Source organism: Facklamia sp. P13055 (genome assembly GCF_050409445.1).
In the GTDB taxonomy this organism is placed as follows: Bacteria; Bacillota; Bacilli; order Lactobacillales; family Aerococcaceae; genus Facklamia.
Map to the genome: position 1 here is coordinate 1 of NZ_JBNUPL010000013.1, position 26,705 is coordinate 26,705.

Annotated in this window: 21 protein-coding genes and 2 pseudogenes; 19 read left to right on the plus strand and 4 right to left on the minus strand. The window is 36.3% G+C overall.

Annotated elements, in window-relative coordinates; genetic code table 11:
- Positions 1–146 precede the first annotated feature (146 nt).
- A complete protein-coding gene (fsa, locus tag ACQV2O_RS06005) occupies positions 147–803 on the plus strand; it encodes a fructose-6-phosphate aldolase (RefSeq protein ID WP_428875247.1) in 657 nt (218 codons plus the stop codon).
- Between the two features lie 45 nt (positions 804–848).
- Here fsa and ACQV2O_RS06010 read toward each other — a convergent pair whose 3' ends face one another.
- Both ACQV2O_RS06010 and ACQV2O_RS06015 read right to left on the minus strand, forming a co-directional pair.
- Positions 849–1,001: a hypothetical protein gene (locus ACQV2O_RS06010; RefSeq protein WP_428875262.1), complete on the minus strand. Its 153-nt coding sequence runs from the start codon at positions 999–1,001 to the stop codon at positions 849–851.
- Entirely contained in the window at positions 940–1,131 is a 192-nt protein-coding gene (locus ACQV2O_RS06015; RefSeq protein ID WP_428875248.1) for a DUF1294 domain-containing protein, read from the minus strand. Before ACQV2O_RS06015 ends, ACQV2O_RS06010 begins: the two co-directional genes overlap by 62 nt.
- Before the next feature lie 155 nt (positions 1,132–1,286).
- On the opposite strand from ACQV2O_RS06015, the gene ACQV2O_RS06020 reads away from it, so the two are divergent.
- The 12 genes from ACQV2O_RS06020 (at position 1,287) to ACQV2O_RS06075 (ending at position 14,751) form a co-directional block, all read left to right on the plus strand.
- Entirely contained in the window at positions 1,287–1,964 is a 678-nt protein-coding gene (locus ACQV2O_RS06020) for an LPXTG cell wall anchor domain-containing protein (protein WP_428873379.1), read from the plus strand.
- A gap of 211 nt (positions 1,965–2,175) precedes the next feature.
- Positions 2,176–4,017: a heavy metal translocating P-type ATPase gene (locus ACQV2O_RS06025; RefSeq protein WP_428873377.1), complete on the plus strand. Its 1,842-nt coding sequence runs from the start codon at positions 2,176–2,178 to the stop codon at positions 4,015–4,017.
- A 132-nt stretch (positions 4,018–4,149) separates the two neighbouring features.
- Positions 4,150–5,913, plus strand: coding sequence for an ABC transporter ATP-binding protein (locus ACQV2O_RS06030; RefSeq protein ID WP_428873376.1), 1,764 nt, complete (start codon positions 4,150–4,152; stop codon positions 5,911–5,913).
- The gene (locus tag ACQV2O_RS06035) at positions 5,900–7,684 is read left to right on the plus strand and encodes an ABC transporter ATP-binding protein (RefSeq protein ID WP_428873375.1); all 1,785 of its coding nucleotides are present in this window, start codon (positions 5,900–5,902) and stop codon (positions 7,682–7,684) included. Before ACQV2O_RS06030 ends, ACQV2O_RS06035 begins: the two co-directional genes overlap by 14 nt.
- Positions 7,685–7,811: 127 nt before the next feature.
- On the plus strand, positions 7,812–8,177 hold the full coding sequence (locus tag ACQV2O_RS06040) for a DUF937 domain-containing protein (RefSeq protein ID WP_428875263.1): 366 nt from the start codon (positions 7,812–7,814) through the stop codon (positions 8,175–8,177).
- Positions 8,178–8,525: 348 nt separating this feature from the next.
- Complete coding sequence (locus tag ACQV2O_RS06045; RefSeq protein ID WP_428873373.1) at positions 8,526–9,017, plus strand: FUSC family protein; 492 nt, start codon at positions 8,526–8,528, stop codon at positions 9,015–9,017.
- A gap of 25 nt (positions 9,018–9,042) precedes the next feature.
- Positions 9,043–10,032, plus strand: coding sequence for an MsnO8 family LLM class oxidoreductase (locus ACQV2O_RS06050; RefSeq protein WP_428873371.1), 990 nt, complete (start codon positions 9,043–9,045; stop codon positions 10,030–10,032).
- An 85-nt stretch (positions 10,033–10,117) separates the two neighbouring features.
- Entirely contained in the window at positions 10,118–10,381 is a 264-nt protein-coding gene (locus ACQV2O_RS06055) for a YkvA family protein (protein ID WP_428873370.1), read from the plus strand.
- Positions 10,382–10,509: 128 nt separating this feature from the next.
- Positions 10,510–11,301 (plus strand): Cof-type HAD-IIB family hydrolase, encoded by a 792-nt coding sequence (locus ACQV2O_RS06060; protein WP_428875249.1) that lies wholly within the window; start codon positions 10,510–10,512, stop codon positions 11,299–11,301.
- Positions 11,302–11,312: 11 nt separating this feature from the next.
- A complete protein-coding gene (locus ACQV2O_RS06065) occupies positions 11,313–12,392 on the plus strand; it encodes a M42 family metallopeptidase (protein ID WP_428873368.1) in 1,080 nt (359 codons plus the stop codon).
- Positions 12,393–12,549: 157 nt separating this feature from the next.
- Positions 12,550–14,058, plus strand: coding sequence for a DUF1846 domain-containing protein (locus ACQV2O_RS06070; protein WP_428873366.1), 1,509 nt, complete (start codon positions 12,550–12,552; stop codon positions 14,056–14,058).
- 342 nt (positions 14,059–14,400) lie between these two features.
- Positions 14,401–14,751 carry a hypothetical protein gene (locus ACQV2O_RS06075; RefSeq protein ID WP_428875250.1) on the plus strand — a complete coding sequence of 117 codons (351 nt, stop codon included), beginning with the start codon at positions 14,401–14,403 and terminating at the stop codon, positions 14,749–14,751.
- Between the two features lie 75 nt (positions 14,752–14,826).
- Here ACQV2O_RS06075 and ACQV2O_RS06080 read toward each other — a convergent pair whose 3' ends face one another.
- Positions 14,827–16,167 carry an MATE family efflux transporter gene (locus ACQV2O_RS06080; protein WP_428873364.1) on the minus strand — a complete coding sequence of 447 codons (1,341 nt, stop codon included), beginning with the start codon at positions 16,165–16,167 and terminating at the stop codon, positions 14,827–14,829.
- A gap of 161 nt (positions 16,168–16,328) precedes the next feature.
- On the opposite strand from ACQV2O_RS06080, the gene ACQV2O_RS06085 reads away from it, so the two are divergent.
- The 5 genes and pseudogenes from ACQV2O_RS06085 to ACQV2O_RS06105 all read left to right on the plus strand — a co-directional run bounded on the left by ACQV2O_RS06085 (position 16,329) and on the right by ACQV2O_RS06105 (position 19,763).
- Positions 16,329–17,516 carry a M20 family metallopeptidase gene (locus tag ACQV2O_RS06085; protein ID WP_428873363.1) on the plus strand — a complete coding sequence of 396 codons (1,188 nt, stop codon included), beginning with the start codon at positions 16,329–16,331 and terminating at the stop codon, positions 17,514–17,516.
- Positions 17,517–17,633: 117 nt separating this feature from the next.
- A pseudogene (locus ACQV2O_RS06090) lies at positions 17,634–18,139 on the plus strand (2-keto-3-deoxygluconate permease).
- Between the two features lie 79 nt (positions 18,140–18,218).
- Positions 18,219–18,467 (plus strand): annotated as a pseudogene (locus tag ACQV2O_RS06095) (2-keto-3-deoxygluconate permease); the annotation flags it as partial.
- A 92-nt stretch (positions 18,468–18,559) separates the two neighbouring features.
- The gene (locus ACQV2O_RS06100; RefSeq protein ID WP_428875251.1) at positions 18,560–19,429 is read left to right on the plus strand and encodes a radical SAM protein; all 870 of its coding nucleotides are present in this window, start codon (positions 18,560–18,562) and stop codon (positions 19,427–19,429) included.
- A gap of 124 nt (positions 19,430–19,553) precedes the next feature.
- On the plus strand, positions 19,554–19,763 hold the full coding sequence (locus tag ACQV2O_RS06105; RefSeq protein ID WP_428875252.1) for a hypothetical protein: 210 nt from the start codon (positions 19,554–19,556) through the stop codon (positions 19,761–19,763).
- Positions 19,764–20,057: 294 nt separating this feature from the next.
- On the opposite strand, the gene ACQV2O_RS06110 is transcribed toward ACQV2O_RS06105, so the two are convergent.
- On the minus strand, positions 20,058–21,251 hold the full coding sequence (locus ACQV2O_RS06110) for a coenzyme F420-0:L-glutamate ligase (RefSeq protein WP_428875253.1): 1,194 nt from the start codon (positions 21,249–21,251) through the stop codon (positions 20,058–20,060).
- A 337-nt stretch (positions 21,252–21,588) separates the two neighbouring features.
- On the opposite strand from ACQV2O_RS06110, the gene ACQV2O_RS06115 reads away from it, so the two are divergent.
- Positions 21,589–26,703: a SpaA isopeptide-forming pilin-related protein gene (locus ACQV2O_RS06115; protein WP_428875254.1), complete on the plus strand. Its 5,115-nt coding sequence runs from the start codon at positions 21,589–21,591 to the stop codon at positions 26,701–26,703.
- Positions 26,704–26,705 lie beyond the last annotated feature (2 nt).

A 26,705-nucleotide genomic window follows, 5' to 3' on the forward strand; every position in this document is an offset into this window, starting at 1 on the left:
ATAGTGGGACATTTTGATTTGTGTTCTCTTGAGACATTATCATTTACGTTTAACAGGGCAGTTGACTATAAAGTTTTCAAGATTGAAATAATTCTTTAAGCTTGTTATACTCAAAGAAGTAAACGAATACAATTAGGAGGCCCTATATGAAATTCTTTTTAGATACTGCAAATGTTGAAGAAATTAAGCGCATCAACGACCTAGGTTTGGTGGATGGCATTACTACCAATCCTACATTAATTTCTAGAGAGGGAAAAGATTTTGAAACAGTTATCAAAGAGATTTGTTCAATTGTTGATGGACCTGTTTCGGCTGAAGTCATTGCCTTAGATTATGAAGGCATGGTTAAAGAAGCTAGACAAGTTGCCCAATGGGCAGATAATATCGTGGTTAAAATTCCGATGACTGAAGCAGGCTTAAAAGCTGTTAATACATTGTCTAAAGAAGGAATTAAGACTAACGTCACACTTATTTTCTCAGTGGCTCAAGGCCTTTTAGCGGCTAAGGCAGGTGCCACATATATATCTCCATTTATTGGACGAATCGATGATATGGGAGAAGATGGTATGGAATTGATTGCTGACTTACGCTTAGTTTTAGATAACTATGCATTAGACGCTGAAATTATTGCTGCTTCCATTCGTCATATTGGACATTTTGAAGCCACAGCTGTTGCAGGAGCAGATATTGCAACGGTACCCGGCAGTCTATTCCCTAAATTATGGTCTCATCCATTAACTGACAAAGGAATTGCTGGCTTCTTAAAAGACTGGGAAGCTTTTCAGCATAAACAATCTAAATAAAAAGAAAAAGGATCTAGCTTTTAGATCCTTTTTAATTAATTATTTTTAAAAATTTAGACCAGTCAGATAACCCACAAAGGCCACAATCATTAAGCAGGATAATCGGGCAGTTGCTAAAAATATCCCTTTACGGCTCTTATGACGGCAAAGATAGATAGCTAGTAGACCACCTAAGCCCCCTAAACAAAAGGTGGCTATTAATAAGCTTTTTTTCTGAAATACGCCAAAGCTGATGTTTGGCTTTATATTTATCAACAGCATAGAGTGAAAAAACAACAATATTCCAAAGACCAAGCAGTCCTATGACAAAGTAAATATAAGTCGGCATAAGTCACCTTTCTATTAATAAGTTAATATTATTATAACGCTAAACGGGCTAAATAGAGCGATGGTTCTTGCAAAATAAACTTTAAGCAAAACATTTTTCTAAAGACAAGTAAATGAGTTATAATGGTTATAACAAAATGACAGAGGAGAATGTATATGATAGATACAAGTACTTTATTATTGATACTCGGATTGGTTATTATTTTAGGAGCCATTTACTTCTTATCACGTAAAAGTAAAGATTCAAATAATAAACCTCAGGTTACTGACAAGACTATGAACGATCCTTTAGGTCCGGTTCATATTAATTCTGATATTGATTCTTCAACCAATGCTTTAGGGGAAGATCCGTTCAAAGATAACGTTCCTTTACGTGAAGGTCAAGCAGCTCAAAAAGCTCAGCATTATAATGATGAAATAGGAGTAAATCCTGATGAAGCAAGTGAAGCAGAGGACGGAAAAACTCCCCCCCTAAATAATAGTCAAAACGCATTTACCTCAAGTGAATCATTCGACCATTCTTCTTATCGTTTTGTTCACTATCAAGAACTAATTGATAATAATGGCTTAAAAGATGAATGGGTGCAACTTGAAGGAAAAATCGCATCGTTCTTTACTGAAGATTTAGGAGTAGAAGGCGCTATCGCCTTAGGTTCTTTATCTACTAGCCAAGAAGAACCCGTTAATCTTGTAGCTTTAAAATTCATTAACGAGACGGACCAAACGCTAAATACAGACGATCATGTCAAAGTTTATGGTAAGATGCAAGGCTTAAAAGTTTCTAATAAACAGCTTGTTCCAGCCATGTTAGTCGATCATTTCGAAAAGATTTAAAAACACCTTGACAAAGAATAAATAGACGGTATAATATGTTTATAAACTTTAACAATTAAATATTTCTGATCAAGCGGTGATATAATCATGCAGCCCGGTCCTCATTGCGAGGACAGCAGAGATACCTTAGCGTACCTGTGAGACAGTTTTTATTAACTGTCTTTGGTGCGCTTTTTTTGTTAGAGAATTTCGAAAGAAAGAAGGAGATTTTGTGGTGGTTAGTATCTTTAGGAATCGTGAAGGGCAGTTTTTTGCCATAGGAACTATCTTAATGATCGCGGGTTTCTTATTTTCATTTAATCCTCTTTTGAGTCGGTTTGCTTTTTATTTAGCTATTTTCTTTTTAGGCTTTTTTGCCACTAAAGAAGCTGTCAGTGAGACTTTTATTGAAAAAAAATTGAATGTAGACCTCCTCATGGTTTTAGCAGCTTTAGGAGCTGTTATTATTAATTATGAGTCTGAGGGAGCTATGCTTTTATTCATCTTTGCAGGGGCCGAAGTTTTAGAAGAATATGCAACCAATAAATCTACTAAGGCCATCGAAGAACTAATGGGGCATGTGCCTAATGTAGCCTTAAAAATTTTACCAAATGGTGAAACGAAAGAAGTGCCTACAGATAGTTTAGAAATAGGTGATCAAGTATTGGTAGCTAAGGGTGATGCCTTACCAATCGATGGTTTCTCAGATCGATCGGTAATCATAAATGAAGCTGCTTTAACCGGAGAATCTTTACCAGTAGAAAAAAATCAAGGCGAAGAAGTTTTTGCTGGTACAATCAATGAAGGAAATTCTTTTAGACTAGAGGTAAGTAAGCTAAGTAAAGATACAGTCTTTTCTTCCATTATTCGGATGGTTCAAGAGGCCCAGTCCAATCCATCTAAAATAGCGAGTTTTATCGATCGCTTTGAATCGCATTATGCTATGGGTGTTTTAATCGCTGTGCCTTTATTCATTGTTGCCTTATATTTTTTAGTGGATTATTCCTTCCAAGAGGCTTTCTACCGCGGCATGGTCTTGCTAACGGTGGCTAGTCCCTGTGCGTTAGTTGCTACGGCTACTCCAGCCACTTTATCAGCCATTTCTAATGGAGCTAAAAATGGTATTTTGGTCAAGGGTGGAGCAGCCATGGAATCATTAAATACCATGGATATTCTATTTTCAGATAAAACTGGTACTCTAACTCAAGGTGTCTTTGATGTGGTAGATTATGAGCTAGAAGAAGACTACTTAAAAGAAGTAGTTTATATGGAACAAGGTTCCAACCATCCCATTGCACTAGCAGTTGTTAAGCATTTTAAGGATCTAGACTTGTCGGAAGTAGATACCCATGAAAAGGTGGAAGAATTACCAGGACAAGGGATGAAAAAAGGAGAAATTCAAGTTGGAAAGCCTTCTACTTTTGAACACTTAGCAAATTATGCACAATATATTGATCGAATAGAAGAAGGGCATACAACTATCTTTATCGCTAATCAAGAAAAAGTATTAGGTTATCTCTCATTAGCTGATAAGATTCGTTCCGAATCAATTGAAGCGGTTAAGAAATTCCAGCAAGCCGGAGTAGAAGTTGTCCTGATTACTGGGGATAACCATCAAGTTGCTAAAAAAGTAGGTCACCAGGTAGGGATTGAAGATGTAGTGGCTGAATGCTTACCCAAAGATAAAATAAAATATGTTAAAGAAAGTCAAGCAAAGGATAAGGTAGTGGGCATGATTGGCGATGGAATTAATGATGCTCCTGCTTTAGCCCATGCTAATATTGGTATTGCCATGGGATCTGGCTCTTCTATCGCGATGGAGTCATCTGAAATTATCGTTGTAAAAAATAATTTATTGAAACTATTTTATTCTTACCAGTTGAGTCATAAATTAAATCGAATCATTAAGCAAAACATTATCTTTGCTATTAGTGTCATCTTTATATTAATTGTCCTTAACTTTCTAGGTACTTTAGACTTACCTTTAGGTGTAGTTTTTCATGAAGGCTCTACTATTTTAGTTATTTTAAACGGTCTTCGTCTTTTAAGACAAAACGAGTCTTTAAATGAATAATTTTTACTTTTAATCTTGGTTCTCTCCCATTTTTGGTATTTTGGGAGAGTTTTATGCATTTAATATGAAATCGAGATTAAAATATACTACAATAAGAGTTACTTGAAAAAAATATAGAGAGGAAGAAAAATAATGTTTGCAATTTTTCGCAAATTAGCATGGTTTTTTAAATTAAGATGGAAGACCTATACCTTGGCAATAGGGGGGTTGATTTCTTGTGCGGTTTTATCTGCAATAATTCCTTTATTAATTGGTCAAGTAGTTGACCAAATGGCAAAAGGTAGTCTAACTTCATCCTCTCTTTTACAGTATATGTTATTGCTTTTATTGGTCGGTCTAATGATGTATGGCTTACGTTATATGTGGCGATCGAATCTATTTACTAATTCCACTATTTTAGAGTCGATTATGCGTAATAAATTATATGACCACTTTACAAAAATGGATCAAACCTTTTACGGAAAATACCGTACCGGTGACTTGATGGCTCACGCTACTAATGACCTACGAGCGTTACGCTTTGTAGCTGGGGGAGGTATTTTAACCTTAACTGATGCCTTATCTATCACAATCGTCACACTTTTTTCCATGGTAATTATTATTGATTGGAAGTTAACACTCTATACAATTGTTCCTTTCCCTTTGCTTATTTTTGTTTCAAGATACTTAGGTAAGTGGATTAATAAATACTTTAGAGAGTCCCTAAGAGCTTTTTCTAAAATGAATGATCATGTGCAAGAAAGTGTAGCTGGAATGACAGTCATTAAAGCCTTTGGCGAAGAAAAAGAAGACCACTTAGACTTTGTAAAAGCAACTGATAATGTAATTGCTCAAAATCGTAAGGTCCACTTAGTCAATTCAGCCTATTCTCCTATCATTAACTTAATTACAGGATTAACTTATGTTTTAACAATTATCTTTGGCTCATACTTTGTCAGTGAGGGGAGAATCTCGATTGGTCAATTGATTGCTTATTTTTCTTATTTAGGTAATATGACATGGCCACTTTTAGCAGTGGGTCGTTTAGTCAATACCATGGAAAGAGGGAATGCATCCTATGACCGGGTAACAGAACTCCTAGCTCAAAAGGCGAGTGTTACTAATCCAAAAGATGGCATTAAGAAACTTCCATTTAAAAACCTAAAGGTTGATATCAAACAATTTACCTATCCTACTAGTGAAGAAATTAATTTACAAGATGTTACTTTTGAACTAAGCGAAGGACAAACATTAGGAATTGTCGGCAAAACTGGTTCAGGCAAAACGACCCTTTTAAACTGTTTAGTTCGTCTCTATGATTTAGATCAAGGTCAGATTTTATTTGACAATCAAGATTTAACTAAGATTGATTTAACTTACTTAAGAGACCATGTAGGCTATATTCCGCAAACAAACCTGTTGTTTTCAACTTCTGTTAGAGAAAATGTTCGTTTTGGCCGGCCAGATATGTCACAAGATCAAGTGGAACATTACACTCAAATAGCTGATATTCACCAAGATATTCTTGATTTTACTGATGGCTATGAGACGGAAGTAGGTGAGAGAGGGGTATCACTTTCTGGTGGTCAAAAACAAAGGATTTCAATTGCAAGAACGCTGGCTATGCAGCCTCAAATTTTATTAATGGATGATGCCCTATCAGCAGTGGATGCTAGAACTGAACAAGCTATTTTAAGTAAGTTAAAAGATGAAAGAGATAATGGCATTTCGATTATTGCGACTCATCGCCTATCTTCTGTTATGCATGCCGATGAGATTATTGTGCTAGACCAAGGGAAAATAACTGAAAGAGGAAACCATCAAGAGCTAGTTGCCTTGAATGGTTGGTATGCCAATATGTTTACCCAACAACAATTAGAAGAGAAATTAGGAGGTGAAGTCGGTGAAGAAGAATAAGAAAACTAGACAAACTAAATTTTCAATTCTTGAACAAATCGATATCTTACGTTATCTCTTCTCTTTCGCTTCCAATCAGTGGTGGCGGTTTCTTATTTCTGTCATTGCAATGATTGCTTCCTCATCTATTGCTGCCTATTTGCCGATTATTATTAAACGTTATTTAGACAGTATTTCAGCTGGTCAAGTGACAAGTTTTAATATCACCATCAAAGTGGCTTTAACTTATTTGGGCCTCTTGATTATAAGAATGATCTTGATTTATGCCAAAGATTTTTACTTCTTTATGGCGAGCGAATACACTGTGGCAAGTATGCGTAACCGTTTGTATTCAAAACTAGGCCGGTTAAGTATGAACTATTTCAACCAAACCCCTAACGGCGAAGTTGTTTCGCGCATTACAAATGACACTGAAACAATTAAAGAGTTCTGGAATGTTTTCTTAACTTTTTTTGATGGCTTCATTAATGCTGTAACCGTTGGAACAGCTATGTTTAGTTTACACGCTGGTATTTCTTGGATGTTTATTGCCTTTCTACCTTTAGTGTTTATTCTAATTTATATTTATCAAAAAATATCGACAGTCGTATACCGCAAGATGCGGTCTGCTCTAGCACGAGTGAATGCTAAATTGGCCGAATCGACTATGGGAATGTGGTTAATTCAGCAGTTTAATCAGACCGAGCGTATGAAAGATGAGTTTGACCAAGTTAACCAAGAATATGTTAAAGCAAGAACGAATATGTTCAAAATGAATGCGATCTTTTTAATGCCAGCGGTTAATTTGATTGAACAAATTGTTCTAGTATTAGTAATTTGGATTTTTGGTAATCAACTATTAAAAGGAAACAACTTAGATATCGGTATAATTTATGCTTTCACCTCTTACTCCAAGTCATTCTTTAATCCAATTGGTAATATGTTGGATAGTCTTTCTGTTTATCAAGATGGCCTGGTATCTGCTTCCAGAGGGCGTAAGCTGTTATCAAACTCAGATATTAACCCCAGCCAAACTAATAAGAAAATTCAAAGACAATTGGATGGCGAAGTTTCAACTAAAGATTTAAGCTTTTCATATGACCAAGAGCAACTGGTGCTTAAAGATATAAATATTCAAGCCCATCAAGGTCAGATGATTGCTTTGGTCGGCCACACTGGATCTGGTAAATCGACCATCATCAATCTCTTAATGCGGTTTTATAACTTTGATCAAGGAGAAATTAATTTTGACGGAGTCTCTATCAAAGACTATGACATAGAGACCCTAAAAGACCAAGTCTCCTTAGTACAACAAGACGCTTTTATGTTCTATGGTAGTATCAAGGATAATATTCGTTTGCATGGAGACTATTCGGATGAAGAAGTAATTGCAGCTGCAAAATTCACCGGAGCTGATCACTTTATTGAAGCTTTCCCTGATGGTTATGACCATTTAGTAACCGAGGGAGGAGCTTCCCTATCAGCTGGTCAAAAACAATTAATCAATATTTCGCGCTCGGTGATTCGCCAACCTAAAATCTTAATTCTTGACGAGGCAACGGCCTCCATGGATACTGAAAGTGAGCAATATATTCAGACAAGTTTAGATAAAATTAGACAACAAGCTACTTTAATAGTGATTGCCCACCGTTTATCAACCATTAAAAAAGCTGATCAAATCTACGTTTTGAATAAAGGAAATATTATTGAAGTTGGCAAACATGATGAACTAATTGCTCATCAAGGAATCTATTACGATATGTACCGTTTACAGTCCTTAAAAGAAAAATAGTTAAGTTGCTAAAGCCTCAGTCAGCGTTTTAGTAGTTCTTTCTTAATTTTTACATTATCCTTAAATAATAAAACTTTAAAGAGTTGATGATGGGCTTACTTGATGTATTGAATCTATTAGATAGATTATTACAAGGTTCAAAGGCACAAATAAGAAAAATCTTGCTAATAAAGCAGGCTTAAATTTAGGAGTCTTGGGTAAAATTGCTACTATTGGTTTACCAATTATCTTGACAGCAATTAATAAAAAGACTCAAACACTTGAAGGCTTAGAATCCATTAATAATGCTTTAAGCAAGCATGAAGACATTAATGACTATCCATCCGTCGACCAATTAAGCGAAAATGTTGATCCTCAAGATAGAGATAAAATTCTAGCTCATGTCTTTGAAGATAAGCCAACTATTTTTGATTGTATCGCCAACACTTTAGAATTGTCTGTGAATGCTGTTAAGCGAACTTTGATTGTAGTAGCACCCTTGCTATTAAAATAGATGGTCGATCGTAAAATGGCTAAAAAACTAGATAAAGAGGGCCCTCAAAAAGAAGTCAGTCAGACTTATGAAAGAGTTAATTCTTCTTTAAAAGAGCGTGGGGAGGTTCCAACTAGCGCAGGTAATACCCTATAGGTGATCAAGCTGCATCCTGATTATAAAGAACAAACTAATGGCGAGGAAGGTATCCTGGGTGGGATTTTGGATCTATTTAAATAATGCTAAAAAAGTTCGCTATTCTTAGCGGACTTTTTTAGCTTCATCCCTTTTTAGGGAAAATATGCGATATAATGATTATCTAGAGAAGCCGTGCTATAATAATTCTATCTATTTAAAGAGGGTGTTAAATTGGATTTTTCAAAATCGCCGGTCGGTATGCGTACTTTTAAAACAGCAGTCGCTGTCTTTCTTTGCATTCTTTTTTCCTTTTACGTCCTTAAAATCAGTCCAACCCTTTCTTGTCTAGCGGCTATTTTTTCACTCAGACAGGACTTGGAAAGTAGTTATACCTTTGGCAAGGCAAGAATTATGGGTGTTCTTTTATCAGGTGTGGTGGCTTTATTATTTATTTTCCTCTTTCCGATTACATCTAGCCAAGATGAAATATTGATTATACTCGCTCCAATAGCCATTATCTTATATATTTCTGTCGCTAATCGTATTCACTTACAAAAAGGAATTATAACCGGCTGTGCCACTATGTTAGTAATTTTTTTTAATATACCGGTAAATAATCAATTAAGCTATACGCTGATTCGTTTGTTTTCAACGGTCATGGGAGTCCTTGTGGCCCTTGCCATTAATTATCTCTTACCCAGTCCGTCAGATAAAAACCATTAACTCAACACTTAAGAAGGAGATTAAAATGAAATTAGGAATTCATGATTTATTACCCTTAAATGAAGGAGAGTCCACTCAAACCAGATATGAAAAGACCATTGAAATGGTTAAAGAATTGGAAGCTATGGGGTATGATCGCTACTGGGCTTCAGAGCATCATGGCAGGTCTAACCTGGCTAGTTCTGCTCCAGAAATTTTATTGGCCTATTTAGCAGCAGTTACCAAACAAATTCGCCTTGGGACAGGTGGAACAATGATTGTAAACTATTCCCCCTTAAAAGTTGCTGAAACTTTTAAGACTCTAACTTTATTAGCACCCGATCGGATTGATTTTGGTATTGGAAGGGCGCCAGGAACGGATTACAATGGTATGATGGCTCTTTCTCAAGGAAATTCGATTGATTTTGACCATTTATATGACAAAGCTCAAGTCATATTAGATTATATGACAGATACTATTCCCAAAGGATTTTACGGCCTGACTCAAGCCATTCCAGTTAAAACCCGGACTATTGCTCAACCTTGGATGTTAGGGTCATCTGGGCAATCCGCTATCAAAGCCGGTCAAATGGGATTGGGATATTCTTTTGCAAAATTCTTTGGAGTAGAAACGGAAACTTCTGTATTTAAAGCTTATCGCGATCATTTTCAACCCAGTGAATTTTTCCAAGAACCCAAAGTGATGGTTTCTTATAAAATTATTTTAGCTGATTCAAAAGAAGAAGCAGATTATTGGGCAAGACCTTCCGAAATTACTCATATTCGTAAAAATAATTTAGCGTTAATGTCTTCTGAACGTGCTCAAGCCATCGATTTAAGTTTAGAAGAACAAGCTATGCTAGACGAAAAATATCAAAGAAGATTTATCCTAAAAGGTACACCAGAACAAGTTGGAGAGATTCTACATGAAGAAATTGATCGCTTAGGCATCGATGAATTAATGGCTTATATGCCCATACCTGATCAAAGAGCACGTCTACATTCTTATAAACTACTGGCTGAACTTTTTAAATAAAGTCAGACTCTAGTTGGATTAAAGTATAACAACAATCATTTAGAATATAATTGTAGAGTCGTAGTCAACCGAAAGAAGTGATTAAATGAAAAAGAAACCGATTAAATTAACTTTAGTCGAAAAGTTTCCACTCTTTATAACATCCTTATTCAAGAGAGAAACACCCATCTTAGCTAGAGTTCTAATTTTTGCAACTTTTTTATATGTCTTACTACCAACCGATTTGCTGCCCGATTTTTTAGGTCCTTTAGGCTTTATGGATGACGCTTTATTACTTCCTTTAATGGTTAACAGTGTGGTCAAACGTTTGCCTGAACATATGCTTCAGCAAGCAATTAAAGCCAATTAATACTATGAATTCGCCAAGTTCACTTCCAATTAAGTGAACTTGGCTTTTTGCTTATAATTTATTTTATATAATATTTGGGGTATACTAAATCAGGTAATGATAACAAATTATGTAAGTAAGGAGAAACTATGTTTAAATTATTTCTATCCGATTTAGATGATACACTTTTGGATCATAATAAGAAGTGGAGTCCCAATTTTGAACAATTTAGAGCCACTTTGGCTGAAAAAGATGTCGCTTTCACATTAGCAACTGGTCGCTCAGCTAAGGCTGTGCAACCCATTATTGATGAATTAGATTTAAAGCTTCCTTATGCGACCTCTAATGGCGCTAATATTATGCTAGAAGGACATGTAATTCAGTCTTTTAGCTTTCCTATTGGACCTTTACGTCCTTTAATCGAAGTGGCTTTAAGCATGGGACTAACGGTTGTTTATGTTGTGAATGGGGAAGAGTTTGCTTTAGAGGATACTGAGTTTATTCGACATGAATTGAAAAACAACTTTACTGAACAAATCATTCGCCCAATTAAGCCAGAAGATTGGGCTAGCATGGAAGTGGATAAATTCTTAATCGTCGATGACCATCCACAAACAGCTTTGTCTCGACTCCATGCTTTAGTTAATAATCTTAAACCAGAGTATCGCTATCTTACTTATTCAGATTGGGCGATGGATATTGTAGCAGCGAATGTTAGTAAAGGGAGAGCCTTGCATTGGATCGCTGATTATCTAGGAATTACTAGCGATCAAGTTATAGCTGCTGGTGATAACCACAATGATATTGACTTATTAAAAGAAGCAGGGCGTAGTATTGCTGCTTTCAATGCTTTAGACGAAGTTAAACGAACAGCCATGATTACAGCTAAGAAAAAATATGGTGATGGGATTATTGAAGAAGTACTCAAAATATTAGAATAGGAGAGAATAAAGTGAACTATCAACACCTAATTCGTGATTTAGTAAACGCTAAAGGGGCGCCTGGCTTTGAAGATGAAGTCTTAGAGGTCCTTAATAAGTATAAGGGAGCTTATAGTCTACAAATCGACAACCTTAAGAATGCTTATTATAACCTTGATCAACTAGACCCTTTAAAACCCACCTTGATGTTAGACTCCCACACTGATGAAGTAGCCTTTATGGTTAAAGCAATTGATAAGAGCGGTTTAATCCACTTACAGCCTCTAGGTGGTTGGCTAGCAGAACACGTTTCGGCCCAACATTATTTAGTCCGTGATAGTCAAGGCCATTACCACCCAGGTATTTCAACTTCTAAACCAATTCATTTTATGACTGCAGAAGAAAGAGCCAAAAAGATAACCTTATTTGATTTAAAAATTGATGTTGGGGCAAGTAGTCGTCAAGAAGTGATTGAAGATTTTAAAATTACAATCGGGCAACCGATTGTGCCTGCTACAAAATTTGCTTTTAATGAGCGCAATCAAGTAATGTTTGGCAAGGGATTTGATAATCGAATCGGTGTGGCCGTTTCGGTGGCTATAATGAATGAGATGAAAGATCATCTTAAAGATCTACCTTTTAATCTTGTCGCTGCCTTTGCTGCCCAAGAAGAAGTGGGAATGCGTGGAGCAGTCATTACTAGTAAACGTGTAAATCCCCAAATGGCCTTAGTTTTTGAAGGGACCCCTTCGGATGACTTTACTGCCGATGAATACTTGGAACAAGCTCGCTTAGGAATGGGACCTCAATTACGTTACCGGGATAACTCTTATATTGCCAACGAATGGTTACTCAATCGCATTCAGCAACTAGCTACTGAAAAAAATATTCCCTTACAACATGCGGTAAGAGAAGGTGGTTCAACCAATGCTGGGTCTATTCACCTTTCTAACAAAGGAGTTCCTGTAGCTACTTTAGGTACTCCGACGCGTTATGCGCATACTAATTATTGCTTCTGCTCTTATAAAGACTTCGAAAATACTGTGGACCTGAGCCTAGCATTCGTTAAGAACTTAACAGCAGAAGACTTTAACCACTTTGAATTAAAGTAAAAGAATACAATGGATTCAGTAATTAGCAGACTTTTTCATGCAAAACTGAACGTTAAAAAGAAAAAAAGTCTTTATTAACTCATTTAATAAAGAAAATCTTTAGTCCCACCAAAAATTTTGATAAAATAATTCGTATGTGATGAAAGGGGTTGGGAGGATGCAAAAATTAGGTTTCGATAACGATAAATATCTCAAAGAACAATCGAAATATATCTTTGAGCGACTTGAGAATATTGATAAACTCTATTTAGAATTTGGCGGTAAATTAATCGGTGATAAGCATGCTAAGCGGGTACTACCAGGTTATGACGAGGACGTCAAATTAACGCTCTTAACCAAGCTTAAAGATCGTGCTGAGATTATTATCTGTATCTATGCCGAAGATATTGAACATCATAAAATGCGGGGCGATTATGGTATTACTTATGACCAAGAAGTGTTGCGGCTAATTGATGAATACCAAGCGTTAGACATTCAAGTAAACAGTGTTCTATTAACTAGATATAAAGGACAAAAAAATGCCACTGTCTTCAAGAAAAACATTGAAAACAGAGGAGTTAAAGTTTACCTACATGAGAGTATTAATGGCTATCCAACTGATCTGGAAGTTGTCTTTTCGGAAAATGGTTTTGCTAAAAATCCATACATTGAAACTAGTCAACCTTTGATTATTGTAACTGGTCCAGGGGCTGGATCGGGCAAGCTAGCAACTTGCTTGAACCAACTTTATCATGAACATCAAAAGGGAATTAAGGCTTCATATGCTAAGTTTGAAACTTTCCCAGTTTGGAACTTACCACTAAAACATCCAATTAATGTGGCTTATGAGGCCGCAACAGTTGATTTAAATGATATTAATGTTCTTGATTCTTATCATTTAGATGCCTATAACGAAATGGCGGTCAATTATAATCGCGACATGCAGATGTTCCCAGTTATTCGTCGGATTTTAGCTAATACGAGTTCACCCAATTTAATCTACCAATCCCCAACGGATATGGGAGTTAATCGGATTAAATCGGGAATTACCGATGAAGAAGTTGTTAAAGAAGCGGCCCAGCAAGAAATTATTCGCCGCTATTTCCAAGTAGAACAAGATTATAAAGTCGGCATTGTGGATGAAGAGGTTCGTTCGAAAATGCACTTGTTAATGGAAGAAAGTGGGTTAACAGCTGAAGATCGTCTTCCAGTGGTTAAGGCTCAAGCTTATGCTCAATCGGTTAAGGAACGTTTTTCGCAGGAAGAGATTCCGGCAGTCATTGCTATTCAATTAAGCGATGGACAAATGATTACTGGCAGACGAACCGAATTAATGGATGCACCGGGGGCAGCGATTATGAATGCTCTAAAGACCTTGGCAGGTATCTCAGACCAAATTGACCTCTTAGCTCCCATGATTTTACAAACCATTCAAAATCTTAAAGCTAACAAGTTGCAAAGTAAGCATCCCATTTTAACTTTAAATGAATTACTAATTGCTCTAGCAATTTCAGCAGTGACAAACCCAACGGCTCAAGCAGCCTATCAAGCCTTATCTAAATTAAGTGGGGCTCAAGCGCATTCTAGCATCATCCTATCACAAGATACTAAAAACCAATTACAAAACTTGGGGATTGATATTACTTGTGATGCCGTTTTTGTTTCGGGTTCATTAAAAGGTAATTAAGCCCAGATGACACTCAATCCAAACTTCTACTTATTGAAGTCTCAGTAGGTAGAAGTTTTTAATTAATAGTTTAAACTAGTTTTAATACTTTATATTTACGATAAAAATTTAGAAGGAAAAAGATGAAGAAATTCACAGATTCTATTCGCTTAAGACACGGTGCACAATTAGCTAACCGGATTGTTCAACCCCCTATGATGTCTTTTTGGGGGGGTTAAAAAGGGGGTTCCAGCCAAGAAACCTTGGAGGATTACCAAAGAAGGGTGCAATTAGCCGCTTTGCTGATGCCTATTTAGCTGGTTTAAAAGAACTAGCTAAAAAGTAAAGTCTAAAGGCAACAAAGTGATTATACAAATCCACCATTCCGGTTACCAAGCTCATCAAAGAGCCAGCGAAGGTTTAACAGTATATGGTCCGTCAGCTGTGGATTTAGATTTCCTAGATCATGAAACTGTGCCCTTAACTATCCAACAAATTGTTTTATTAGGAGGCGTATTTGATGCTAACGCTGCTCAAAGAGCCTTGAATTATACGGATTTAGTGGCTATTGGACGTGCTACGTTCATCGAACCGGACTTCGCCTTAAAAATAAGTCAAGGATTCGTATATTACAAAAGATATTTTGACCGATCTGGCTTGATCGACTGGTCGATACGAGGTTTTTGCTTCACTTCATTCAACACTACCTCCTAGAGCTGGAATGCAAGAAATATTAGAAGAACTCCATTAATTATAAAAGACTGCCGTTTATGAGCGGCAGTCTTTATTTTATGAGATTTGATGAATCCATTTTTTAGATTTTACTCTAAATAGGCCAATCACTAATTTGGTAATTTCTTCCGTGGCCGCTAACATTACAACCCATTGAATAGAAAAGTTAAGCACAGCCGCTCCTAGAAAAGCTAAGGGAACGCCTACTAACCATACAGATCCCATTTCTAAGAAAAGGGAATACTTCGTATCGCCTCCACCTCTTAGAACACCTACAATCAGAATGGAGTTAATAGCTTTTAAAATGAAGATAAAGCCCATATAATTTAGTAAAGTCTTACAAAGTTCATAGACTTCTGGTGTTAAATTGGGAAACAACTGTAAACTAATTGAAGGGGTAACGGATAAGAAAAGGCCTACAAATAAGGCAATGACTCCGCCCATTTTAAGAAAACGGATGGCATGAGGATAAACAACATCCATAACGCCGCGCCCAATCGTATTTCCTAACATAATCGTACAAGCATTGGATAGACCACGTATTAAAACAAAGGCTAAGTTCTGGATGGCAAAAACAACTTGAATGGCAGCTGTTTCTTTAGTACCAACCATGGCGTAAGCCACACTATATAATACTTGACCGAGTCCCCAAAAGGTTTCATTAACAATGACAGGAAAGGTGATGCGCAAAAAGTTTTGAATAAAATCTCCCTTAAAATTAAACATCTCTTTAATCGAACCATTAAGCGGACAATCATAGCGACTGACTGTGTAAAAGATAACCAATAATTCCATTAATCGAGCAATGATTGTACCCACTGCTGCTCCCACTACCCCTAATTCTGGGAAACCAAACTTACCAAAAATAAAGGCATAATTGAAAAAAGCATTGAAAACAAAACCAACTATAGCGGCTGTTAATGGCGAACGAGGGTTTCCAGTTGAGCGAAGAGCCACACTGTTCACGAAGCTGACACCAGTTAAGGCATACGACCAAGCAACTACTCTTAAATATTTAGACCCTTCTGCAATGACAGCAGGATCATCAATCATTAAGCCTAATATTCTTTCTGGTATTAGCCATGCCAACAAAGTGAAAAGACAAGCTACTACAAAGGTAATTAAGCACGAGAAAGCATTAACCTTTTGTAATTTAGCAAGATCACCTCGACCATGGTATTGAGCAATCATTACTGAAGCTCCCGTGGCTGTACCAAAACAAATCATAGTGAAAAAAAAGAAGACTTGATTGGCCAAGCCGACTCCTGCGATTGATTCCGGTCCCAGTGATGAGATCATCATGGTATCTAAAGTATTTAGAAACGAAACGATTAAACTTTGCAAAGAAATCGGAATCGCAATGGCTAACATTTTACGATAAAAATCTTGATTATTCATAGGACACCTCACTTTAAACTGTCCTTTCATTATACCTAATTCTAAGAAAAAAGCTGTAAGAATTTGATGAGAATTTTTTTGTCTTAATTATATATCACCCTATGTGTATGTCTTTACTTTTTAATTAAAGTAGATATGATGGAGTAGAGGAGGCGTTTGCTATGACACTATTAGAGCAATTAATTTCTAAAATCGAAAATAAAGAAGAACGCATAATTGAAATCCGCCGTTATTTACATCAACATCCAGAGTTATCCTTTCAAGAAAAAGAAACTTCTAAATATATTAAAAACTTCTATAAAGACCTTGATATAGATCATATCGAAACGGACTTAGGAGGACAATATGGCCATGTTATTACAATTAAAGGGGGGCAAGAGGGACCTACAATCGCTTTAAGGGCAGATTTTGATGCATTACCTATTACGGAAGAGGTAGATTTGCCATTTAAATCTAAAAATAATGGGGTAATGCACGCTTGTGGTCATGACGGCCATACCGCTTATATGCTGATTTTAGCCGAGTCTCTAATTGAATTAAAAGACCAAATTAAAGGTACAATTAAAATCCTTCATCAACCAGCTGAAGAAGTTCCACCAGGAGGAGCTAAAGCAATGATTAAAGCTGGAGCCTTAGAAAATGTAGACTACATTTTTGGTGCTCATGTGATGAGTCAGTTTAAACTCGGAACCGTTTATACGCATGAAGGAAATACCCAAACTGCCCGAGCTTATTTTAAATTAACCATTAAGGGTAAAAGCGGACATGGTTCGGCTCCACATGATGCAAACGATGCAATTGTAGCTGCTTCGTCTTTCGTCATGAATGCTCAAACGGTAGTTAGTCGTCGAGTAAATCCATTTGATATGGGCGTTTTATCAATTGGTTCATTCGATGGTAAAGGTCAATTTAATATTATTCGAGATAAGGTAGTTCTAGAAGGTGATGTTCGCTCAATGTCGGAAGAAACAGCTAAGACTATTCAAGATATGGTAACACAATTAGCCAAAGGTTTAGAAGAGAGTTTCCAAGTAGAAACAGAATTAGAGTATAAGCCAGACTATCCTGTATTATATAATGATCCTGCAGTTACTAAGAGGGTTACATCAGCACTTGAAAGTCTAAATATCTCTGATATTAAGGCTGTTGAAGATAGTGGACCTATTTCTCCTTCGGAAGATTTCTCTTATTATCTTAAAGAAGTTCCTGGTTGTTTCTTCTATATTGGTGCCAATGAAGATCCAGAAAATAGTTACCCTCATCATCATCCAAAGTTTGAAATCGATGAAAAATCATTAAAAATTTCGGCAATATCAATGGCTGCAGTCGTTGATGAGTTTGTAGGTTAAAAAGGAGTCCCATCTGTTACAGTGGATAAAAAATACCTGCTGGAACTTTCCTCCTTCCCTTACTAATTTCTTCTGTATTTTCACACTTTCTGGCCTGATTTGTCCTATATTGTTAGAATGACTGAGGCTATACTAAGTAAAAACTCAATTGCTTTTATTTTGGCTGCCATCACTTTTTGTTTGGGAACGATGATTAATACAAAAAGTTTGATGAAAGTTATTCAACGAGAAGGGGGCCTTTCTCTTGTTAAAGCTAATTATCAATCATTATTGGGGGAGTGATATTAAAGGTGTTTGGAGATGAAGGTTTCTTAGGTATTAGTCTTTTAGCGCTTATTCTTGCAGTATGTTCAGCCAATCTAGCCATCTTCTTACCCTTAGTTACTGATTATGCCCAAGAAGAAAATAAGATTGGCTTTAACTTTATAGTCTTTTTTAGAATACCAACTTTTCCATTAATCGTCTATTCGCTTGGAAAAGCTGATAGCTCTGGCTTTAATTAGATGCCTTTGCTATCAACTCTTATTCCCCTAGTAGTAGGAATTATTATTGGAAATATCGATAAAAAGGCAGTAAAACTTTTTTCGCCAGCTATCGGATTATTCCTGCCTTTATTAGGATGAGGAATCGGTCAGGCTATGAACATTGTCGATAGTTTGCATTCTGGATTAATCGGTGTGATGAGTTGTATTCTTCTATTTAGTAAGCTCACCACTATTTTTAGTAGACAAGTATTTACTTAAAAATGATGGTGTAATGGGCATGTCCTTCAATGCTAAGCTAGAAAGTTCTGCTTCATTTCCCACTTTAATCGCTCAAAGCTATCCTAGTGTAGAACCTTACGTAACACAAGCATCTGCACAAATTCTAACAGGGCTTATTCCCACATTTTTAACATCATTCTTAGTAGCAAAATTCACCAAAAAGCTTCTTAATGCTTTCTGTGGTTGAAACCGATACAAGTTCAATCATATAATTAAGCTAACCATAATTTGGGGTTAGCTTTTTATATATAAACTATTCAAATAGGAGCGATTAAGACTATGAACCAACTTTATTTAAAAATGGTCAATTTCATAACCAATCAGCTAAAAGGCCAAAAAATATCTATTCATCACCCAGCTATTAAAAATGATCAAAAGGCATTCGATTCAAATAAACCGTTTAATGTACAAGAATCTATTATAAATAAGAAAGAATTAAAAAGTAAAAAAGGTGAAGAAACAAAAGAGATAGTGATTATTAATCAAAATATATTAGATGTAGATATAGAGAGTTTAATTAATATAATCCCTGCAATTAAAAAAGATCTTTCTAATGCAAAAACTTTAAAAGGTATTACTAGCTCACAAAGTATTTTAGATTCTTCAGAAGAAGATTTATTGAAGTTAAGACTTCACGGTTTAGACCAACTTTATCTTTTAATTGAAACAGGATCAGATCAAACATTAAACTTTTACAATAAACATCTAACTATTCATCAAGAAAAAATCGCTTTAAAAAAATTGAAAAAAGTAGGCATTAACTATTCTATAGTGACTGTTATAGGAGCTGGTGGAAATGGTTTATCTGATAGACATGCCATTGAAACTGCCAAACTTATTAACCATGTCGATGCAGAAGAACTTATTTTATTGACAATCGATGCAGAAGACTTATCTAGTTTAAAAGAGGAAGAGAGAGAAGGCTTTGTAATTTTGACGCCTCGTGAAAGTTTAGAGGAAGAATTAATGCTACTGAATCATATTAATACAAATATCAAAATAAATGGAAATCACTCCTCAAATACAATTTCATTAAGTGGGAAGTTCCCTCAAGATAAAGAAGAAATTATCAGTCAACTGGAAGACAAGCTTTACAATTGGGAAGAAGAAAATAAAAAGAGCTTTAGGGACTTTTTGAAAATATTTTAAGCATCTAAAAGTTATAGAGATTAATTAATGCAACTTTTTTGCTAAAAAAGACAAGCGAATTTATATTTAGTAATGTAGGAGAGAGTATATTTATACAATCATATCGCATCAAGTAGACTTCACCTTGTGCAGTCATTTTCTAAGTAGTAAATATTTTGACTCTTTAGATAAGTATGACCGTATAACAATCTCGCAAGTAGCCCAAATAGATAATACTTTTTATGAAAGTTTAGCTAAGATTGGCTTTAAACAAATTGCCTATTTATTAAATATGGCAGGTGGTGGCATCATTCATTCCAATGACTGGATCAAAGTTTTAGATGAAAACCATTGAGCCGGAGCTGGTCTGGATAGCTCTGAGGGTGAAGGCCCTTATGCAGGCAATGGCTTTAAAAATCAAAAAATTTCAGATGAAACCTTCCTTCAAATATTAAATCACCCTAAAATCATCTCCTCACCACACAGTGCTTTTTATACCGACCAAGCCGCAAAAAACTTAGTAGAAGGTGAGCTTAATACCATTTTAGATGTTTTGAAAACAAGAACAACAGCCTACCTCGTGAATTAATCTAAAAAAACTCTGTTAAACACTCAGGTGCTTAACAGAGTTTTTATTTAAAGGGTAAAATTATTGATCAGAAAACTTATCGAAGTAACCTTTGATATAGATGAAAGGTGTTCCTTTATCACCTGAGCCAGAAGTTAAATCAGCTAAAGAACCTAATAGGTCTGTTAGTTGACGCGGGGTAGTTCCGATTCTTTCTGCTTGGTCTTGGCTCGCCTCCGCATGGCCTGCAATATAATCTGAAATAGCTGTTTGTAAATCTTGACCTTCAAGATCTTTAAATTTGCCATCTGCTAAATACTTTAGCTTTACTTCATTAGGTGTTCCTTCTAACCCACTGGTGTATGCAGGGGATACTATCGGATCGGCTAATTCCCAAATTTGACTTTGAGGATCTTTAAAAGCGCCGTCACCGTAAATCATAACTTCGATTGTTTTACCAGTTAAATCTTTAATTAAAGACTGGACCTCACTGACAAAGGCTTCACCATTAATAGGGAAGAGTTTTACGATTTCATCAGAAGATAGGTTTGCACCTAACAATCCAAATTCTGGATTCGAACCACTACCGTCGACTGGCTGATTCATAATCTCATCCAGTCGGAGTACTTTTGAAGCACCAGCTTGTAATAGGCGTTTTTGAGTACGATTGCGTGTATGAAGATCTGCTGTAATTATGGTGTCTGTGTAATCTAGGACAGCTTTTGGTTGGTTAGCTAAAATAATCGTGCAAGCAGCTCCTTCAGCTTCGATGGTTTCTCGGTAAAGACTTAAATAATCAACACCTGTGAAGGGGTGCTTCATATCGGCAAATATTTTTTTTATTTCTGCTTCTGTGAAGACATCTGTCCATGGATTAATACCAGCATCATCCAAATCTTCAATTAACATAAGCGGATTTCCCACTTCATCGGACGGATAACTCAATTGAACGATCACTTCATCGGCTGCACGAGCAATCGCTTTAAGGGTTGATTGAAAACGGTTACGACTTGTAATAGGGAAGACAACTCCTATTTTTTTGGCTTGCAATTTATCCTGAATGTCCTTTGCAATTTGATCAAGGGTCACGTAATTGCCTTGGGCACGCGCTAAAATGGATTCCGTAATCGCAAGAACATCTCGATCCTCTATCTTGTACTGAGCTTCCTTAGAAGATTCTAATAAAGTCTCCACAACAATCTTGACTAAGTCGTCTCCTTCATGGACAACTGGTGCTCTTAACCCTCTTACTACGGTACCTACTGTTCTTTTCATAATCAAATTCCTTTCTCTCATTGAGATAAATTAATCGACCAACAATGTATAAATGAAAAAAACGACGGAAGACCGCCATCACCCATTTACTAAAATAGTCTATCATAGAGTCTTCTTTGGAGAAAGATTTATATGATTTTTTACAAGAAATTTAAGCCGAATGTTCGGATTCATAGTTATTTTTGCTCTTAATGTTTAATTTTTTTATAAATGCTATAGATTTATTTGCAATGGAACTGTTTTTTTAGATATAATATTTGAAGAAAGCTATGCAATTGATTATGATCTTAAAATGCTATTAAGTTAAAGAATACACAACGATTAAGAGGTGATAAAATTGAAAAAATATTCACAAACCCTTTGGAATACTATGTTAGTGCTCCTATTGCTTCTATCAACCATTCCCTTTAAAACTTTCACTACGGCCTATGCCCAAGAAGCAATAGACCCGAATATTCTTCAATTAAAAAATAATCCTTCTACTTGGCAAATATTTTTGAATAGCAACAATAATATGGAACCAAGTGATCAGCTTATAATGTTTGAAACAGATGCTGAATTTGAACAAGTCCATTCATTTAAACTTATTACCAATCAAGAAGAAACTATTTCCATGCGATTAGTTAATCAGCAATCAGATTTTAATAGGGCTATTAAGAATTTTATGCAATACCGCGAAGAGATGGAGGCCTATCAGCAGGATAAGGTTCATTACGAAGAAAAATACCAAACTTATCTGGAAGCTAAAAAGCAAAATGATCTTGAGTGGCAAGCCTACCAAGAAGCCCTAGAGACTTATCAGCTAGAATATGCAAATTATGAGCAAGAACTAGAAGCATACTGGACACAATATAACCAACTAATTGAGAGTGGTCTTGAAATTCCTTCCGACCTAGTTGAACCACAAGCCCCAAGTCAAGCTGATTTAGTAGAACCTGAAGTTTTTACAATGGAAGAACCATTAGCACCAGAAAATCCTTATAATGAAGAAAAAGAGAAACTTTGGCAAGTCGGATTCAAAGCGAATGCTAATGAAGAAGTTTATCAATTTTGGATACCAAAAGCTTACTTTAAACATACACTGCAAGCAGAGGTAGATCGTTCAGATTCGATGAGTAAAAGTTTTACCGTTAAAGCCGTTACGCTTTTTTCGAATAGGAAGATTACTGCCCAGCAAACTGTTCCTAAAAACGATGACAATAATAAAGAATTAGCGACAAACGAAGAATCAACAACAGTCACGATAGTTGATGATAATGCAACTACTATAAATCAAGAAAATAAAGAATCAAGTCAAGAAGATCAAACAAAAGATAAAAGTACTCAGCTAAATCCTGAGCCGATCTTAAAAGATGAAATTCTTGTTCAAGTCGATCAACCTTTGTTAGCGGAAAATGTAGTCGAAAATTACAGTGATTTATCGAAAGAAGTGCTGTACGAATGGGAGGAAGCCATAGATACTTCGCAAACAGGGGTCTTCCAAACCATTTTATCCATCACTTTTCCTGACGGTGAAACCATTAAATTACCTGTAGAATATGAAGTAATAGCAAGATTTTCTAATATCCAAGCGCGATCAGCAACGGATTCTACCACACCCGTCTCAAATAAATTTAATATCTTAGCCTTAGACCAGTTTGATAATCCGGCGCCTGATGTAGAAGTAAAGCTTTTTCATTATAATCGAACAGAAGAAGATTGGTTTACCTTTGATCTAAGCCTTGTAAATGACGACTCCCAACCAACTTCATATACAGGGACTAATGGCTATACTGCTTATTACAACGTTCCAAGAGATGGAAGTTACCCTTACTTTTATGTCAAGCTTATAAGTACACCTAATGGGTATGCACCGCCTAAAATTGGCCTACTAGAAAAGAATCCAAGTCTTGTTGCAAATAAATTCGACCCCAAAGAAGGCAGTTATTATGGAGCATACAATCTTTCAGCCAATGGTACTTTATCTCCTGATTATAATAATATTTATCGTCCATTTGCCAAAAATGGTCGTGAGGTACTAAATAACGCCGCACTAATCCGACTGGAGATATTGCTGACGGATTTAACTTTTAAAAAAGTTGACCAAGAAACGCAACAACCCTTAGCGAATGCAGTCTATCGCTTAAGTAAAGAGGGGGATCCTTCCTTTAGTCAGACCGTAATTTCTAATCAAGAAGGAAAGTTAGATTTTACTAAGTTGAGCTATGGTAGCTATGAACTCAAAGAAATTAATGCGCCTGATGGGTACCTTGAAAGTGAGAAGATAATTTTATTTGATATTGATCAAAACGAGGATAAATCAGCCGTTTTCGCCAGAAATTTTCGCCAATCCTATAAAGGAAGCGTTACTTCGCTAGGGGATACCCCTCCCATTTTAGAAAACAAACCCAATCGTTTAAGAATTCGCAAAGTTAATAAACAAGGCGATTTACTTGAAGATGCTCAATTTACATTAAAAACACTTAATGGAACAGTAATTCCAAAAGAAACTAGCAATTCGTCAGCAATTTTTGAATACAGTCGCTTATCAGAGGGAAGTTATCTCTTAACTGAAGACAAGGCCCCAATTGGCTACTATTTGCCTCACAATAACAAGTGGACCCTGGTGGTGGATGCAGATGGCAAGATCCGTCTACAAGGCAATACAAGCAATATTAGTGAGATAAATTCTACAGATGATAGCCAAAGCTTTAATCTTATCAATCAAGAACATACACTTGATTTTAAGTTCACAAAAATTGGCTTAAATGAAAGCCGTTTAGCTGGGGCTCAATTTGATTTGAAACAAACACAGCCCTTTGAAGCTGAGATTGCTTCAGTCACAACGGATTCCAGTGGAGAGGTTCAATTTGAGGACTTAGGAGTCGGCTCCTATGAATTAATAGAAACAAAAACACCGCCTGGCTATGTAAAACAACATTTAAAAACCCTTTTTGATTTGGAATTATTAGCAGATAATAGCGGGTTAATAATTAAAAATATTCAAACAATTAACTTAGACACACAAAAAGAAGTGGAACCCCTTTTAAAACGCAATCCAGTTTCTAATCTTTATGAATATAGCAATACTAGAGAATCCTATTCCTTCTTTAAGGTAGATGAAAAAGGCAAGCCTTTATCAGGGGCTCAATTCCGTGTGGTTAATGACGCTAAAACTGAAGAGGTTTTAATAAAGACAAGTGATACAAAAGGGCGAGTGACTCTCAATCGAACAGCCACTCAACCTAATTCAACCTTTACTATTCAAGAGATTCGAGCACCTTTAGGGTATCAAAAGAGTCAAGCAACATGGAAAATTACAACAGATGAATTTGGACAAGTCACTATGGAACCCCCTACTGGATCAGACGAATTTACTGGTTCAAGTGTCGTAGATGGGGCAGAGGATCAGATCAAAATGACTAACAAACTCTTAACCTATACCATTCAATTCACCAAGGTGGGACTTAACGACTTGCCGTTAGAAGGGGCAAAGTTTACTTTAACGCCTGTTATCAAGAATGATCAAGGTGAATATATTGAGGACTCGAATCAGACTGCTCTGATCGCTCAATCAGCTGCAGATGGCACAGTCATTTTTAACGATCTCCCCCTAGGTTTCTATCGTTTACAAGAAATACAAGCTCCACCAGGTTACGTTGCCCAAAGCGATGCCTATGATATCATTGAGATAAAATTGGATACGCTAGACAATAAATATATTGCGGATATACTGCCAGAATACAATCAATTGCTCACTGGAGATGACAATCAAGGCTATACCGTTTCAAACCTAGTGGACTCGAACTTTAAAATTGTGAAATACGGCTATAGTGAAAAAGGGGAAGAGTTGGATCCTTTTACGCAACCGGTTATTCCTTTAGCTGGTGTGCAATTTGAACTAAAAGGAATAGAAGGAAAAGACTATCTACAAACAGCCACGACCAATGCGACGGGAACAGCAGGTTTTACCGATGTAGAAACAGGTAAATATGAATTAAGGGAATTGAGTAGTCCCAACACTCATTTAAGGTCAAATAATGTCTATCAAATAGAGATTATTTCGGATGCAGGAGGAATACGCCCTCACATCACCCGTATAGAAGGTACTGATGAGGAGGACTTCTTAACAAAAGACGACTCTGGCAAGTATCGCTTAGATTTTGCCATTAATCGTCAAAACCCCACCAATATCCAACTAAAGAAAGTAGCAGATGATAATGAAGGTCTGTCTATCGAGTCAATGCCCCCTTTAGAAGGTGCAAGCTTTCAAATTTATGAGTACGATAGACAAAAACAAGAACGAGTCGGACAAGCTTTGGCTACTAAAGTAACCGGAGCAGATGGCTTGCTTGCATTCAAGAATTTGCCAGTTGGCAAAACTTATGAAGTTGTAGAAACCCAATCACCTGTTAATTATGAGACAATAAGTGGAGGAGGTATCAGTGCAAAAGTAGAAGTTTCTGACAAAGGAGAATTAACTTGGCTTTCCCAATCTGATGCCCATTGGAATTTCGAAAGCAGTGATGGCATTCCGAGAGTGATCAACCGTTTCCATCCGATCGAAATTGAATTTTGGAAACGGGATGATATTAATAATCAAAATGGAGACTATGGCAATGCTATAGCTGGTGCCGGCTTTACATTGACCCGTATGGAAGGGGACCCAGCAAGTGGATTAAGTTCGAGTCATGAAAGCTGGACAGTTACCAGTGATACCAATGGAAGAGTTAGTTTTAACCAAGAATTATCTAATTATCGTCCCATCAGAACAGAGGAGAATTATGTTTATTTCCATCTGGATGAAAGCTTTGTACCAGATGGCTATCGAAAAATTGTTAAGCCAGTTATCATTCAAGTAGATAGAAGTAACAACGTCTCTATAATGCCGGATGATTTAATTAAGAACGAAAATGCAATCGTCCTAGATGCTAATAAGGGCTATGTTGTGATTAATGAACTTATCAGGACCGATTTTAGTTTCAATAAAATTGACGGTGAGGACCCTACTACAAGAATAACTGGCAGCATCTTTCGCTTAAAATCTAAAGCTGAGGATAATAAAGATCACCGTCTTATTGATCAAGTCGTTAGCCAGAATAATTATAATTCCATCGTCTTTAAAGATTTACCTCTTGGAAAGTACCTATTATATGAAGAAAAGGCACCTGCAGGCTATAAGCTCCTGGGACAACCATTAACTATTGAAATTATTGAAAGTACCGATTCCCAAGGGAATAAAACAGGCCAAGCGGAATTCATATTGGATGAAAAGCAAGTCGATTTTATTAGCAAACGAGAAACAAGCTCTGACGGTAATGACAATGAAATTGTTGTAATGAATTACCAATCGCATGACCTTATACTTACTGGAGGAACGGGGGTGCTGATTTATCTAGTTTCCGGCTTCATATTAATGGCTTTAACAAGTTTTTATTATCTTCAATCAAAAAAAACACATGAAAAGGAGTAAAC

Coding starts and splice junctions, on each gene's coding strand:
- ACQV2O_RS06070 (WP_428873366.1), top strand. CDS start 12,550: ATGCAAAAATTAGGTTTCGATAACGATAAATATCTCAAAGAACAATCG.
- ACQV2O_RS06110 (WP_428875253.1), bottom strand. CDS start 21,251: ATGAAAAGAACAGTAGGTACCGTAGTAAGAGGGTTAAGAGCACCAGTT.
- ACQV2O_RS06050 (WP_428873371.1), top strand. CDS start 9,043: ATGAAATTAGGAATTCATGATTTATTACCCTTAAATGAAGGAGAGTCC.
- ACQV2O_RS06030 (WP_428873376.1), top strand. CDS start 4,150: ATGTTTGCAATTTTTCGCAAATTAGCATGGTTTTTTAAATTAAGATGG.
- fsa (WP_428875247.1), top strand. CDS start 147: ATGAAATTCTTTTTAGATACTGCAAATGTTGAAGAAATTAAGCGCATC.
- ACQV2O_RS06015 (WP_428875248.1), bottom strand. CDS start 1,131: ATGCCGACTTATATTTACTTTGTCATAGGACTGCTTGGTCTTTGGAAT.
- ACQV2O_RS06060 (WP_428875249.1), top strand. CDS start 10,510: ATGTTTAAATTATTTCTATCCGATTTAGATGATACACTTTTGGATCAT.
- ACQV2O_RS06080 (WP_428873364.1), bottom strand. CDS start 16,167: ATGAATAATCAAGATTTTTATCGTAAAATGTTAGCCATTGCGATTCCG.
- ACQV2O_RS06100 (WP_428875251.1), top strand. CDS start 18,560: ATGAACCAACTTTATTTAAAAATGGTCAATTTCATAACCAATCAGCTA.
- ACQV2O_RS06085 (WP_428873363.1), top strand. CDS start 16,329: ATGACACTATTAGAGCAATTAATTTCTAAAATCGAAAATAAAGAAGAA.
- ACQV2O_RS06055 (WP_428873370.1), top strand. CDS start 10,118: ATGAAAAAGAAACCGATTAAATTAACTTTAGTCGAAAAGTTTCCACTC.
- ACQV2O_RS06020 (WP_428873379.1), top strand. CDS start 1,287: ATGATAGATACAAGTACTTTATTATTGATACTCGGATTGGTTATTATT.